The sequence below is a fragment of the Nonomuraea composti genome, from assembly GCF_012034275.1.
Taxonomy (GTDB): Bacteria; Actinomycetota; Actinomycetes; order Streptosporangiales; family Streptosporangiaceae; genus Nonomuraea; species Nonomuraea composti.
The window spans coordinates 109,466-123,592 of record NZ_JAATEP010000005.1 but is presented as its reverse complement, the minus strand read 5'-3'; the positions used below and the strand labels follow the sequence as shown (position 1 = coordinate 123,592).

General features: G+C 72.0%; 12 protein-coding genes. 7 read left to right on the top strand and 5 right to left on the bottom strand.

Translation table 11 applies throughout. The annotated features are described in order from the left end of the window. Positions 1-23: 23 nt before the first annotated feature. The 4 genes from HCN51_RS09560 to HCN51_RS09545 all read right to left on the bottom strand — a co-directional run bounded on the left by HCN51_RS09560 (position 24) and on the right by HCN51_RS09545 (position 5,530). The gene (locus HCN51_RS09560) at positions 24-956 is read right to left on the bottom strand and encodes a MazG family protein (RefSeq protein ID WP_168008846.1); all 933 of its coding nucleotides are present in this window, start codon (positions 954-956) and stop codon (positions 24-26) included. Between the two features lie 4 nt (positions 957-960). Continuing rightward, positions 961-1,557 (bottom strand): SurA N-terminal domain-containing protein, encoded by a 597-nt coding sequence (locus HCN51_RS09555; RefSeq protein ID WP_168008844.1) that lies wholly within the window; start codon positions 1,555-1,557, stop codon positions 961-963. Positions 1,558-1,586: 29 nt separating this feature from the next. Next, positions 1,587-5,075, bottom strand: a complete 3,489-nt coding sequence (gene mfd, locus HCN51_RS09550; RefSeq protein ID WP_168008842.1) for a transcription-repair coupling factor — start codon at positions 5,073-5,075, stop codon at positions 1,587-1,589. Positions 5,076-5,167: 92 nt separating this feature from the next. After that, entirely contained in the window at positions 5,168-5,530 is a 363-nt protein-coding gene (locus HCN51_RS09545; RefSeq protein WP_168008840.1) for a cupin domain-containing protein, read from the bottom strand. Positions 5,531-5,592: 62 nt separating this feature from the next. Between HCN51_RS09545 and HCN51_RS09540 the strand changes: the two genes are divergently transcribed. The 3 genes from HCN51_RS09540 to HCN51_RS09530 all read left to right on the top strand — a co-directional run bounded on the left by HCN51_RS09540 (position 5,593) and on the right by HCN51_RS09530 (position 8,514). Then, the gene (locus HCN51_RS09540; protein WP_168008838.1) at positions 5,593-6,312 is read left to right on the top strand and encodes a class I SAM-dependent methyltransferase; all 720 of its coding nucleotides are present in this window, start codon (positions 5,593-5,595) and stop codon (positions 6,310-6,312) included. A gap of 109 nt (positions 6,313-6,421) precedes the next feature. After that, a complete protein-coding gene (gene cysC, locus HCN51_RS09535; RefSeq protein WP_080045083.1) occupies positions 6,422-7,636 on the top strand; it encodes an adenylyl-sulfate kinase in 1,215 nt (404 codons plus the stop codon). After that, positions 7,633-8,514 (top strand): sulfite exporter TauE/SafE family protein, encoded by an 882-nt coding sequence (locus HCN51_RS09530; RefSeq protein ID WP_168008836.1) that lies wholly within the window; start codon positions 7,633-7,635, stop codon positions 8,512-8,514. The genes cysC and HCN51_RS09530 overlap by 4 nt, the downstream gene beginning before the upstream one ends. On the opposite strand, the gene HCN51_RS09525 is transcribed toward HCN51_RS09530, so the two are convergent. Then, positions 8,459-9,487: a glycoside hydrolase family 26 protein gene (locus tag HCN51_RS09525; protein WP_168008834.1), complete on the bottom strand. Its 1,029-nt coding sequence runs from the start codon at positions 9,485-9,487 to the stop codon at positions 8,459-8,461. The two genes, HCN51_RS09530 and HCN51_RS09525, sit on opposite strands and share 56 nt — an antisense overlap. 281 nt (positions 9,488-9,768) lie before the next feature. Between HCN51_RS09525 and HCN51_RS09520 the strand changes: the two genes are divergently transcribed. The 4 genes from HCN51_RS09520 to HCN51_RS09505 are packed head-to-tail and all read left to right on the top strand — an operon-like array spanning position 9,769 to position 14,082. Then, positions 9,769-11,064 carry a Wzz/FepE/Etk N-terminal domain-containing protein gene (locus HCN51_RS09520; protein WP_168008832.1) on the top strand — a complete coding sequence of 432 codons (1,296 nt, stop codon included), beginning with the start codon at positions 9,769-9,771 and terminating at the stop codon, positions 11,062-11,064. Continuing rightward, entirely contained in the window at positions 11,061-12,326 is a 1,266-nt protein-coding gene (locus HCN51_RS09515; RefSeq protein WP_168008830.1) for a hypothetical protein, read from the top strand. Before HCN51_RS09520 ends, HCN51_RS09515 begins: the two co-directional genes overlap by 4 nt. Continuing rightward, positions 12,323-13,231: a hypothetical protein gene (locus HCN51_RS09510; protein WP_168008828.1), complete on the top strand. Its 909-nt coding sequence runs from the start codon at positions 12,323-12,325 to the stop codon at positions 13,229-13,231. The genes HCN51_RS09515 and HCN51_RS09510 overlap by 4 nt, the downstream gene beginning before the upstream one ends. A 5-nt stretch (positions 13,232-13,236) precedes the next feature. Then, complete coding sequence (locus HCN51_RS09505; protein ID WP_080047475.1) at positions 13,237-14,082, top strand: sulfotransferase family protein; 846 nt, start codon at positions 13,237-13,239, stop codon at positions 14,080-14,082. The last annotated feature ends 45 nt before the right edge of the window (positions 14,083-14,127 follow it).

Below are 14,127 nucleotides of genomic sequence, written 5' to 3'. Positions count from 1 at the left end.
TTTCCCGACTTATCGCGCCAAACTTAGGACGATTCCCACGCCCGCACCCGGTCCCGGTACGCCCGTGCCGCGGCCCGCAGCTCGGCCTCGGCGTCGAGCCCGGCCTCGGCGGCCCGGCGTACCAGGTCGAACAGCTCCCGCGCCACGCCCTGCCCGATCGCGGCCGCCAGCGACTCGGGCGCCCCGGCCCGCTCGGCCCTGCGCATGAGCTGCGCGGCCAGCGACAGCGCGGGCTGCCCCATGGGCACCCCGTCGAGCACGGACTCGCGGCCCTTGGCCGCCCGCTCGGCCGCCTTGATCGCTTCCCAGTTGTCGTTGACCTCGTCGGCGCTCTCGGCGCGTACGGAGCCGAACACGTGCGGGTGGCGGCGGACCAGCTTCTCGACGATCCCGGCGGCCACGTCGTCCATGTCGAAGCCCTCGGCCACCCGCGCGTGGAAGACGACCTGCAGCAGCAGGTCGCCCAGCTCCTCGCGGAGCGCGGGGTAGTCGCCCTGCTCGATCGTCTCGAGCACCTCGTAGGCCTCTTCCAGCAGGTACGGCACCAGCGACTCGTGCGTCTGCTTACGGTCCCAGGGGCATTCGGTGCGCAACCGGTCCATCACCGCCACGAGGTCGAGCACCCGCGCCCCCGGCAGGTCGTACGACCCGGGCACGACCTCGATCATCGGCGGCTCGTCGAGCGCGACGGCGGCGTGCCCGACGGCGCGCATGAAGTCCTCGCCGTCCTGCTGCTCGGCCAGCCACACGACGGTCTCGCGGGCCGCGCGCCCGGCCAGCGCCCGCGGGTCGAGCTCGGTGACCTCGACCTCGATCCCGGCCTCGGCCAGGTAGGGCAGCTGCGGGTGGGCGCCGGACGCGGTGAGGACGGGCCCGGAGCGCAGGGCCTGCCAGGCCTGGTGGCTCAGCAGGCCGGGCGCGACCCTGGGCGAGGTGGTGACGACGATCAGCGGCACGGGGTCAGCCCTGGGCCGGCTGCGCCTGGAGGGTGAGCTTGCCGAACCGGCCGGTGTCGACGAACAGCGCGGGGTTCTCCTGCGAGCGCTGCCCGTTGAGCTGGCCGAAGCGCGGGTTGAAGATCGGCTTGATGGAGCTGAACTCCTGGATCAGCTTCTCCTGCCCGGCCTGGCCGCCGAACTGCTGCTGCAGCTTGGTCAGGCCCACCATGGCGCGGGCGTAGGCGCGGGCGTCGGACGGTGCGACGCCGTTGGCCAGCAGGTTGATCTCGGGCGACTGGAACTGGCCCGGGTCCTTGAGAGCGTTGTCGATCTCGGTCTCGGTGACCTGCACGTTGTGCCGGTCCAGGAGCTGGTTGGACACGCTCACGTTGACCAGTCGCTGCAGCACGGCCTGGTTGGCCGGCACGCCGAGTGCCGACTCATCGAGCTGCGCCTTCTTCAGCGCCGCCAGATAGGCCTGTGTGTCAGCGTTGAGCTTGCTCATGGAGATGCGCTCGTTCCCGACCACGGCCGCGGCCCCGGCCTGCATGGGAGAGGAGCAGGCGGTCAGTGCCGCGACCACCGCAGCGGCGGCCACGGCCACTCGTATCGACTTCACGTACGTCCCTTTCCGACCAGAAATCGCCGCTAGCTTACCCGCGCGGGCTCGAGGAACATCGCCTCGACCAGGTCACCGCACCATTTGAGCAGGTCGAGGTCGCGCAGCGGCTGCCCGCCGAGAGGCTTCGTCTTGGGGATCGGCACCAGCAGGGTCTCGGCGGCCTGCTTGTAGATGGCCTTCTTGTAGAGGCGGTCGAGGCGGACCTGCTGCGACTCCCTGAGCCTGGCGGGGCCAAACTTGATGTTCTGGCCCTGCAGCGTGACGTCGGTGAGCCCGGCCGCGCGCGCCTTGATCCGGAACCTGGCGACCTCCAGGAGGTTCTCGACCTCCACGGGCGGCTTGCCGTAGCGGTCGGTCAGCTCGTCGCGGACCTCGTCGATGTCGGTCTCGGAGGCGATGGCCGCGATCCGCTTGTACGCCTCCAGCCGCAGCCGCTCGGAGGTCACGTAGTCGTGCGGGATGTGCGCGTTGATCGGCAGCTCGACCTTGACGTCGTGCTGCTCCTCCTGCACCTCGGCGCCCGACAGCTTGGCCTTCTGCTCCTGCACGGCCTCGGCCATGAGCCGGACGTACAGGTCGAAGCCGACGCCGGCGATGAAGCCGGACTGCTCGGCGCCGAGCACGTTGCCGGCGCCGCGGATCTCCAGGTCCTTCATCGCGACGTACATGCCGGCGCCCATCTCGGTGTGCTGCGAGATCGTGGCCAGCCGCTCGTGCGCGGTCTCGGTGAGCGGCTTCTCCGGCGGGTAGAGGAAGTACGCGTACCCGCGCTCCCTGCCTCGGCCGACGCGCCCCCGGAGCTGGTGGAGCTGCGACAGGCCGTAGTTGTCGGCCCGGTCGACGATCAGCGTGTTGGCGTTGGGCACGTCGAGCCCGGACTCGACGATCGTGGTGGAGACGAGCAGGTCGTACTCGCGCTCCCAGAACCCCACCATGATCTTTTCGAGCTGGTGCTCGTTCATCTGCCCGTGGGCCACCGCGATGCGCGCCTCGGGCACCAGCTCGCGCAGCCGGGCGGCGACCTTGTTGATCGAGGCCACCCGGTTGTGGACGAAGAAGATCTGCCCGTCGCGCATCAGCTCGCGCCTGATCGCCGCCGCGATCTGCTTCTCCTCGTACGGCCCCACGAACGTGAGGATCGGATGCCGTTCCTCCGGCGGGGTGAGGATCGTGGACATCTCGCGGATGCCGGTCAGGCCCATCTCCAGCGTGCGCGGGATCGGCGTGGCGGACATGGCCAGCACGTCGACCTGCGTGCGCAGGTGCTTCATGGCCTCCTTGTGCTCGACGCCGAACCGCTGCTCCTCGTCGATGATGATCAGCCCGAGGTCCTTGAACCTGACCTCGGGGCTGAGCAGCCGGTGGGTGCCGATCACGACGTCCACGGCGCCGGAGCGCAGCCCTTCGAGCGTGCCCTTGATCTCGCCGTCGGTCTGGAAGCGCGAGACCGGCTTGATCGTGACGGGGAAGCTGGAGAAGCGCTCGGCGAAGGTGGACATGTGCTGCTGCACCAGCAGCGTCGTGGGCACCAGCACCGCGACCTGCTTGCCGTCCTGGACGGCCTTGAACGCCGCGCGCACCGCGATCTCGGTCTTGCCGTAGCCGACGTCGCCGCAGATGAGGCGGTCCATCGGGACGCCGCGCTCCATGTCGCGCTTGACCTCGTCGATGGCTTCGAGCTGGTCGCCGGTCTCGGCGTAGGGGAAGGCGTCCTCCATCTCCCGCTGCCACGGCGTGTCGGGGCTGAAGGCGTGGCCGGGCGAGGCCATGCGGGCGGAGTAGAGCCTGATCAGCTCGCCGGCGATCTCCTTGACCGCCTTCTTGGCGCGGGACTTGGCCTTGGCCCAGTCGGCGCCGCCCATGCGGTTGAGCGTGGGCGCCTCGCCGCCGACGTAGCGGGTGACCTCGTCGAGCTGGTCGGTGGGGACGTAGAGGCGGTCGCCCTTGGCGTACTCGATGACGAGGTATTCGCGGGTGGCGCCCTGGACGGTGCGCTGCACCATCTCGATGTAGCGGCCGACGCCGTGCTGCTCGTGCACGACGTGGTCGCCGACCTTGAGCTGCAGCGGGTCGACCATGTTGCGGCGGCGGGAGGGCAGGCGCCGCATGTCCTTGGTGGAGGCCTTCTGGCCGACGAGGTCGAGGTGGGTGAGCACGGCCAGGCCGGGCGTGATGAAGCCGTGCTCGATCAGGCCGGTGGAGACGTGCACGACCTTGGGCTCGGGGGCCTTGTCGACGTACTGGGTGAGCCGCGCGGGCACGTCGACGCTCTTGAGCACCTCGACCATGCGCTCGGCGGGGCCGTGGCCCTCGCTGAGCAGCACGACGGCCTTCTCGTCGGCGAGCCAGCCCTTGATGTCGGCCAGCGCCTTGGCGGTGTCGCCGCGGTAGGACTCGGAGTCTTGGGCGTCGAGCTCGACGCCTGCGCCGAACGGCGCCATCGTCCACCAGGGCTGGCCGAGCGCGTCGGCGTGCTCGCGGATCTCCTCCAGCGTGCGGAACGCGGCCGCGCCCAGGTCGATCGGCGCCTCGCCGCCGGCCGCCGCGTTGATCCAGGACGCTTCGAGGAACTCCTGCGAGGTGCGGACGAGCTCTTCGGCCCGCCCCCTGATCCGCTCGGGGTCGCACACGAACACCGCGGACCTGATCGGCAGGTGGTCGAGCAGCAGGTCCATCTCGCCGGCCAGCACGGGCGCGAACGCCTCCATGCCCTCGACGGGCGTGCCCTCGGCGAGCTGGTCGAGCACTTCGGCCAGCGCCGGGTGCTCCTCGGCCAGCGCCCGGGCCCGCCGGCGCACCTCGGCGGTCAGCAGCAGCTCCCGGCACGGCGGCGCGAACAGCCCGTCTTCTGCCGACTCCAGCGAGCGCTGGTCGGCCACCTTGAACCAGCGGATCTCCTCGACGGTGTCGCCCCAGAACTCCAGCCGCAGCGGGTGCTCCTCGGTGGGCGGGAACACGTCGAGCAGGCCGCCGCGCACGGCCACCTCGCCGCGCTTCTCCACCATGTCGACCCGGTGGTAGCCGTTGTCGACCAGGTTGCGCACGACGTCGTCGAGGTCGGCGTCGTCACCTGCCCTCAGCCGGATGGGCTCCAGGTCGCCGAGTCCCTTCACGACGGGCTGCAGCAGGGCGCGCACGGGCGCCACGATCACGCTGAGCGGCCCGGCGGCGGCGTCGCCCTTGATCGGGTGCGCCAGCCGGCGCAGCACGGCCAGCCGCTGACCCACGGTGTCGCTGCGCGGCGAGAGCCGCTCGTGCGGCAACGTCTCCCAGGCCGGGAACACGGCCACGGAGCTCGGCTCGATCAGGCTGGTCAGCGCGGCGGCGAGGTCTTCCGCCTCCCGCCCCGTGGCGGTGACGGCCAGCACGGTGCGCTGGTCGTGCGCGGCCAGCGCGGCCACGCCGAACGGGCGCAGCGCGGACGGCGCGATCAGCGAGACGTCGCCGCCCTCTTCGAGAGCGGCGGTCAGCTTCGGGTCGGCGCGAACAAGGTCAAGTAGCCCGGAAAGACTCATCAGATACGCCCACAGCCCCACGACGGCAACACGACTACCCCCGGCCGTGTCAGGTCGCGGGGGTCCCTCCCAAGCCTACTCGCCGCCGCGGCTCAACCAACTCGATAACCAGGCACGGAAGGCCAGCGCACGGTCAGCACCGTGGACGCCTCCTCCGCCCGCCACGAATGGTCGACGCCCTTGCCCCACACCACGTAGTCGCCCGGCTCGGACAGCAGCACGCTGCGCCCGGGCAGCTCCACCCGGAACCGGCCGCTGATCAGCACGAGCAGCGCGGTGCGCGCCTCCCCCCTGACCCACTCGGCGCGCTCGTCGCCCGGCGGGTGCACGCCCCACTTGATCTCGACGTCCTCGCTGTGTCTTGGGTCGCCCGGGGGTTTGAAGTGACCGAGCAGCCACCCTCGGTCACCCGCCGCGTCCACGCCCGCGTTGCCCACATAGACCCCATCGCTCACGGGCAGGGACGCTAGCAGGGAAATGCATTACGAAGGGGAAGAGGTTGATTACTGTAGGTCACATGTCTGAGGTGCGATCGGTCGCCCAGCGAGGCGACCTCTTCGGTCAGCGGGTCCGCGAGCATGTTGCCGGGCAACCGATGAGGCGGCTCGACGTGCTGGTCGCCGGGTGCGCCCACGACGAGCCGCTGGCGCTCGACCACGTCGAGACGAGAGTGACGGGGGCCGACGAGGATCATCCGGCGATCAGGCGGGTGCTGGCGGAGCGGGCCGACCTCGTCGCCTGGCAGCTCGGCGACCTGCGCTCGGTGCCGTTGCCGCCGCGCGGGTTCGACATCATCCAGCTGTCGTTCCTGCTGGAGCGGGTGCGGCACGCCGAGCTGGTGCTCGACCGGCTGCTGCAGTCGCTGCGGCCCGGCGGGCTGGTGCTGCTGCGGATGCGCGACCGGCGCTCGGCGTACGGGCTGCTCGACCGGCTCACGCCGTCGTGGCTGCGCCGGCTGCTGTGGCGCGGCCTGGTCCGTCCCGGCACGCCGGGGCCGCTGCCCGCCGTGTACGAGCCGCTGGCCTCCAGCGACGGCATGTACGCGTTCTGCCTCAGCCGCGGCCTGATGATCACCGACGAGGAGCGCAACCTGAGCGGGCCCGCCCGGTCGCGCCGCATCGGCGCGGCGGCGATCGCGCTGACGTCGAAGCTGACCAGCGGGCGCTTCCCGTCCTCGCACGACGAGATCACGATGGTGATCAGGAAGCCGCAGCACCACTTCGCGCGGCTGCTCTGAGGCGCGCCGGGGCCCCACTGACCACGGAAAGGGGTCTGGCGACACACTGGTATCAGCCGGTAGACTCCTTTCCTACCAATTCAATCGGAATAGTTGGGATGCAGACAACGTGGAGTGGACCCCCGACCCGCGCGAGCTGGCCGACCTCGAACTGCTGCTCAACGGCGCGTTCGAGCCACTGACGGGGTTCCTCGGCCACGACGACCTGCACGCCGTGCACGAGCGCGGCACCCTGGCCGACGGCACCCCCTGGCCCGCCCCCGTCACGCTGCACATCGGCGCCGACGTCGAGCCGGGCGACGAGGTCACCCTGCTCGACCCCGAGGGCCTGCCGCTGGCCGTCCTGACCGTGACGGCGCACGAGCCCGACGGCCTGACCGCCGGGCCGCTCAAGGCGCTGAGCACCCCCGAGCACGGCCCGTTCGCGCGGCTGCGGCGTACCCCCGCCCAGGTCTCCGAAGAGCTCGGCGGGCGCCCCGCGCTGGCCGTCACCATGCGCGGCCCGCTCGACGACCTCGGCGAGGTCGTCGCCACCGCCAAGGAGCTGGACGCGACGATCCTGCTGCTCCCCCTCGCGTACGGCGAGGCGGGCCCCGCGGTCGTCCGCGCCGCGCTGCGCGCCAAGGAGCAGCTGCCCCCGGGCACGCTCGTCGTCCCGGTGCCCCTGGCGCCGCGCGCGGAGCCCGAGCTCGACCTGGAGCTGCGCGAGCACGTCGCCACCGCCTACGGCGCCACCGAGCACCTGGCGGGCCCCGACCCGGTGCACATCCCCGGCCCGCCGCACCGGCGCGGCCTGGTGGTGTTCTTCACCGGCCTGTCGGGCTCCGGCAAGTCCACGATCGCGCGCGGCCTGCGTGACGCGCTGCTGGAGCTGGGCAGCCGCACGGTCACCTACCTCGACGGCGACGTGGTGCGCCACCTGCTGTCCAAGGGCCTGACGTTCTCCAAGCAGGACCGCGACCTGAACATCCGCCGCATCGGCTTCGTCGCCGCCGAGGCGGCCCGGCACGGCGGCCTGGCCATCTGCGCCCCGATCGCGCCCTACGCGGCCACCCGCGAGGAGGTGCGCGAGATGGTCGAGTCCGTCGGGGCCGACTTCCTGCTCGTGCACGTCGCCACGCCGCTTGCGGAGTGCGAGCGGCGCGACCGCAAGGGCCTGTACGCCAAGGCCCGCGCCGGCCTGATCCCCGAGTTCACCGGCATCTCCGACCCCTACGAGGAGCCGGACGACGCCGACCTGACCATCGACACCACGCACATCTCGATCGAGGCGGCCGTGTCCAGGGTGCTGGACACGCTGCGGAGCGGAGGCTGGGTCCGTTGATCGACTGGGCGCTGATCGCCGGGTCGTTCGTCGTCGCCATCGTGGTCGGGCTGACCGGGATGGGCGGCGGCGCGCTGATGACCCCGATGATGATGTTGTTCTTCAACGTCCCGCCGCTGGCGGCGGTCTCCAGCGACCTGGTCGCCTCGGCGGTGATGAAGCCGGTGGGCAGCGTCGTGCACCTGCGCCGCGGCACGGTGAACCTGCGCCTGGTCGGCTGGCTGTGCGCGGGCTCGGTGCCGGCGGCGTTCTGCGGGGTGTTCCTGGCCCGGGCGTTCGCGGTGAGCGACGCGGTCAAGTACGCGCTCGGCGTCGCGCTGCTGCTGGCCGTGGCCGGCATGGCGCTGAAGAGCTGGCTCGGCGGGCGGGGCGGCACGTCGAGCGCCCACGACATCGTCGTGCGCCCAATCCCTACCCTACTGGTCGGTACGGTCGGCGGCCTGGTGGTCGGCGTCTCCTCCGTCGGATCCGGATCACTCATCATCGTGGCGCTGCTCGTGCTCTACCCGGCGCTCAAGGCCAACCAGCTCGTCGGCACCGACCTGGTGCAGGCCGTGCCCCTGGTCGCCGCCGCCGCGCTCGGCCATCTCCTGTTCGGCGACTTCCAGATGGACCTCACGCTGTCGCTGCTCATCGGCTCGATCCCGGGCGTCTACCTCGGCGCCAGGATCTCCTCCCGCGCCCCGGGCGGCCTCATCAGGGCCATGCTGGCGATCGTCCTGCTCGCCTCCGCGCTCAAGCTGCTCGACGTGAGCAACACGCTCACCGTCTGGGCCCTGCTCGCCGCCACCGCCGTCACCATCGCGGGCTGGCGTGTGCGGGCTAGGGCCGCGGCACGGGCGTCGAGCGAAAGTAGCGATCTCGAGCCAGCTCGCTGAACGCCCGGGCCGCGCCCGGGTCGGAGTCGAAGCTCGTGTCGCCGCGCGGCGCCTGCGGCGAGTCGAAGTAGAGCAGCGCCTTGATCTGCGGGTAACGCCTGATCTGCCCGCGCACCGACTCGAAGAAGCGCCGCTTGAACGCACGGTCCTTCGGCCGCTCGAACACCCCCCACTCGGCCACCATCACCGGCTTGCCGGGGAAGCGCGCCTGCATCCACCGGTAGAAGCCGGGCCAGCCGGGATACTCCTTGCGCGTCTTGTTCACCAGCCCGTCGAAGTCGTGCACCCGGTCGTCGGCGTACGGGTCCATCGCCACCCAGTCGACCACGTCGTCACCGGGGTAGAGGTCCTCGAACCAGGAGGTGGCCGCCCAGTTGGGCGCGCCCATGTAGGTCATCACGACGACGGCGTTCCTGACGCCCTTCTCCCGCAGCCGCAGCACGACGTGCCGGAACATGGCCGCGTAGTCGGTGGCCCCCATGCCGGAGCCCGAGGAGGGATCGACGTCGTTCTCCGGCTCGTGGTGCAGGGTGAGGAAGAACCGCTCGGGGAAGGTGCGTCTCAGGTGCTCGGCCAGCCGGTCGATCCGGGCGTCGAGCGCCCCTTGCGCGATCTCCGCCCACGTACGGTCGAGCGACGGCTTCCAGTTGACCATCAGCAGCCGGGGCCTGGCCGGGTCGCGGGCCAGCCGCACCTCCGCCCCGGTCGGGAACAGCTCGCTGCCCCGGTGGTAGACGTGCAGCACGTCGACCGGCGCGCCCATGCGCGACTCGGCCCCGTGCAGCGCCTGCTCCACCGAGCCGCCGGTGAACACCTCGGGCGCCATGCCCCACCAGGCGCCGCACGACGGGATCAGCTTGGTGGTCACGGTGCAGGCGGGCGCGCCGGCCTGCTTGGCCACGGGTGCCTGGGCCGGCACCGGCCGGACGTCGGAGCCCTCGGCGCTGGAGCAGCCGGCCAGCAGCACAACCATGGCCAGAATTGCACTGGTAAGCGTTTTTTCTCGGGAAATGCTCCGTAGCTGCAAAGCCTTCCAACCCCCTCGTCGAACGACTTCCGCCCCTCACACCCTGAACCTTGCCATGTCATTCCTGGAACTTCAGCCAGTGTGGAAGTCTCCCCAGTTCGTGGCGGTGAGGTGACGGTCCGAATTTCGTGATTTTTCGTTTATGTGCGCGCTGCTTTATGGCCTTACCGGAGAAAATCTTGAGTATTCAACATCGGTGCTGACCGTCCCTCCTATAGTGGGCGCACATGAGCTCCGGCACCGACCTCGACGAGCACCTCTCGCTGCTACGCAGGCGATGGCTGCTCCTCGTGGGCTGCGTCGTGTTCGGCGGCACCGCGGGCCTGGCGCTGATGCGCCTGACCCCGCCCGCCTACACCGCCACGGCGCAGGTGCTGGTCATGCCGGTCGGCCCACAGGACCAGCCCAACCAGGTGACCAGCCGCCAGCGCGAAGCACTCAACCTCGACACCGAGGCCCAGATCGCCCAGTCGTCCGTGGTCGCCGCGCGCGCCGCCACCGCGCTCGGCGTCACCGCGATCGAGCCGGCCGAGGTCACCGTCCCCCCGAACTCCGCCGTGCTGTGGATCTCCGTCACGGCCGCCCAGCCCGCCACCGCCGCCGCCCAGGCCGCCGCGTACGCCGAGGCGTACCTCACCAACCGCCGCCAGAGCGCGCTGACCGCCATGGCCGAGCAGCAGCAGGCCGTGCTCGGCAAGCTCAAGCAGGTCAACGCGGGCATCGACCAGGTCATCAAGCAACTCGCCCGCCTGCCCAGGAACAGCGCCGAGCACGCGATCGCCGCCCAGCGGCAGGGCGTGCTCAACCGGCAGGCCGCCAGCCTGGCGCTCAAGTACGACGCCCTCAGGACCGTCGCGGTCACCCCCGGCACGGTCATCAGCCAGGCCACGCCGCCCAGCGCCCCCAGCTCCCCCAGCCTGCCGCTGCACCTCGGCACCGGGCTCATGGCCGGGCTGCTCACCGGCTCGGCCGCCGCCTACGCCCGCGACCGGCTCGACCGGCGCCTGCGCACCCCCGCCGACGTCGAGCGCCTCACCGGCCTGCCCGTGCTCAGCGACCTGTCGAGCCCGCGCGAGCACGGCGTGCTGCACGAGCTGGCCTGCGCCGTCGTCTCCGCCTGCCCCGGCAAGCGGCTGCTGGTCCGCGCCCTGCCCGCCGACCTGTACGCCTCGTCGCTGGCCGAGCCGCTCGCCGTCAGCGCGCCGCTGGTCGTGCTCGACGGCTCCGACGTCCGCGACCTGTCCAGGGCCGACGCGGCCGTCCTGCTGATCGGCCTCGGCCTGGTCACCGCGCACGACGTCGAGGCCACGCGCCGCCAGCTCGCCCGGCACGACGTGCCGATCATCGGCGTCGTCACCGCCACCGACGCGGTGCCGTCGTTCGTGCCGCTGCTGGAGCCCCGTACGCACACGCCGCTCGGCAAGCTCGTCGCCACCGGCGAGCTGGAGCCGGGCGGCGCCGCGGAGACCACTCCCATGCAGGCGCTCCACCACCACCCGCGGCGGCCTGGCAAGCAGTCGTGAAGGGGCCCGCGTGGCCCATCGGGGCGCTGCTGGTCGGCTATCCGGTCTGGTGGGCGCTGGGGTTCGGCGGGCTGTCGGTGATCGTGCTGGCCGTGCCCATGGCCGTGATCCTGTGGCGGCGGCGGCCGGTCAGGGTGCCGCGCGGGTTCGGGCTGTGGCTGCTGCTGCTCGCCGGCTACCTGGTCAGCGGGCTGATGCTGGGCGAGTCGCCGCCCGGCACCTACGGCGAGCTCGGGCCCGGCCGGCTGCTCGGCTACGGCATGCGGCTGGCGCTCTACTGCGCCGTCCTGATCACCGTGCTCTACCTGGGCAACCTCACCGAGCGGGAGCTGCCGCAGCTGCGCCTGGTGCGCATGCTGGGCGTCCTGTTCGTCACCACGGTCGCGGGCGGCCTGCTCGGCGTGTTCCTGCCCGGCTTCGCCTTCACCTCGCCGGTGGAGCTGGTGCTGCCGGAGTGGATCAGCGGCAACGCGTTCGTCCAGAACCTCATCCACCCCACCGCCGCGCAGACGCAGAAGGTGCTCGGCTTCGCCTCACCCAGGCCCGAGGCGCCGTACGAGTGGGCCAACGCCTGGGGCAGCAACGCCTCGGTGCTGCTGGTCTGGTTCGTGGTCGGCTGGTGGGTGCACGGCCGGGCGCGGCACCGCGCCTTCGTCGCCGTGGTGCTCGCGCTGGCCACCATCCCCGTCGTGTACTCGCTCAACCGCGGCCTGTGGATCGGGCTCGGCCTCACCGTCCTGTACGTGGTCGTCCGCGTCGGCGGGCGCACCAGGGCCGCGCTGTGCGGCGTGCTCGCGGCGGCCGCGCTGGCGTTCACGCTCAGCCCGCTGGCCACCCTGTTCGCCCAGCGCCTCGACAACCCGCACTCCAACGACATCCGCGCCTTCACCGTCGGCGCCACCATCGCCGCCGCCGGCCACTCCCCCGTCATCGGGTACGGCAACACGCGCAACGCCACCGGCAACCACCGCACGATCACCACCGGCAAGACCGACTGGTGCGCCACCTGCGGGCACCCGCCGCTGGGCAGCGACGGGCAGCTCTGGCTGCTGATCATCACGCAGGGCTTCACCGGGGCCGCGCTCTACGTCGCCTTCTTCGTGGGCGCGATCCGCCGCCACTGGCACGACCGCAGCCCCGTCGGGCTCGCCGGGGTGCTCGTGATGGGGCTCGTGCTGCTCTACATGTTCGTCTACGACGGCCTGGTCACGCCGCTCATCCTCTACCTCGTCTCGTTCGCCCTCCTGTGGAGGAACTCATGAGGGATGCCACCGTACGGCTCGGGTACCTCGCGGAGACCGTGCGGCTGCTGTATCCGGGGACGGGCGCGCCCCGGGCGTACACGCTGCTGCCGCACGCCGCGCTGCCCCGCAGGCTGGCGCCGCGCCGCTGGTGGCATCCGGGCGCCCCGGTCGAGGTGCCGGTCGAGGGGTCCATCGCGGCGCACCTCAGCGAGGTGTTCCAGCGGCCCGTCGAGACCGTTCTCCACGTACGTCCGGCGCGCCGGGCCAACCGCAAGCCCGTCCTGGAGGCTCACGCGGGCGGGCGGCGGCTCGCGTACGTGAAGATCGGCGACACCGACCGCGCCCGCGCGCTGATCGGCGCCGAGGCGGCGGCGCTGCGCCGGCTGGCCGGGCTGCCCCTGCGCACCGTCGCCGCCCCGGCCGTGCTGCACCACGGCGACTGGCGGGGCCTCGCGGTGCTGGCGCTGTCGCCGCTGCCGGTGCCCGCGCCCCCGCGGCGCCGCCCGGTGCCGGCCCGCCTGCTGGTGGAGGCGGTCAAGGAGATCGCGGCCACCGGCGGCGACCGGCCCGCCTGGCACGGCGACCTCGCCCCCTGGAACCTGTGCCGCTCCCGCGACGGCCGGCTGCTCGTGTGGGACTGGGAGCGGTACGAGATCGGCGTCCCCTACGGCTTCGACGCCGTCCACCACTTCTTCCATCGGGCCCTGCGCAGGGCGGCGCCCCCGGCCGCCGCGCGGGCCTGCGTGACGCGGGCCGCGAAGGTGCTGGCCCCCCTCGGCCTGCCGCCCGCCACCGCCAGGCGGACCGCGCTGCGCTACCTCGCCGCGCTCGCCGAACGGCACGCCGCCGACGGCCACACGCCGCTCGGCCCGCCGCACACCTGGCTCGACCCGGCCGTCGAACACGAGGAGCTGCTGAGGTGAGGACGATGAAGCGATCGGTACTGTCGCTGTCACGGGCCACAGGACGATTCACGTCGGGAGCGCGCGTGCTGCCGTCGTTCCTGATCACAGGGGCGCAGCGATGCGGCACCACCTCCCTGTACCGCGCCCTGGCCCAGCACCCGCTGCTGCTCAAACCCGTGCTGCACAAGGGGGTGCACTACTTCGACGTCGCCTACGGGCGCGGCCTCGCCTGGTACCAGGCGCACTTCCCGCTGTGGGTCGGCACCGCGCTGCTCCACCACCGGTACGGCACCCGCGCCCAGGCGTACGAATCCTCCCCCTACTACCTGTTCCACCCCCTGGCCGGGGAACGCATCGCCGCCGACCTGCCCGGCGTCAAGCTCATCGTGCTGGTCCGCGACCCGGTCGAACGCGCCTTCTCCGCGCACGCCCACGAGCTGGCCCGAGGCTACGAGACCGAATCCCACTTCGAGTACGCCGTCGAGCTGGAGGCCCAGCGCCTGGCCGGGGCCGAGGAGCTGCTGCGGGCCTCGCCGTACGCGTTGCACCACTCGCACCGCCACCACGCCTACCTCGCCAGGGGCCGCTACGCCGACCAGCTCGACCGCCTGGAGCCGCTCATCGGCCGCGAACGCATCCTCGTGCTCGACAGCCACCGCTTCTTCGCCGAGCCGGAGACCGTCTACGACCGCGTCCTCGACTTCCTCGGGGTGCCGCACCTGGGGTACCCGGCGTTCGAGCGGCACAACGGGCGGGCGCTGCCGCGCCGGGTGCCGCAGGTCCTCGGGCGGGCCCTGCGGGACCACTTCGAGGCGTACGACGCCCGGCTGACCCGCTGGCTGGGCGGTGAGCCGTCATGGCGGCGATGACCGGGCGGTGCGGCGTGACGGCGGCGATCAGGCTTCGCGTCGGGC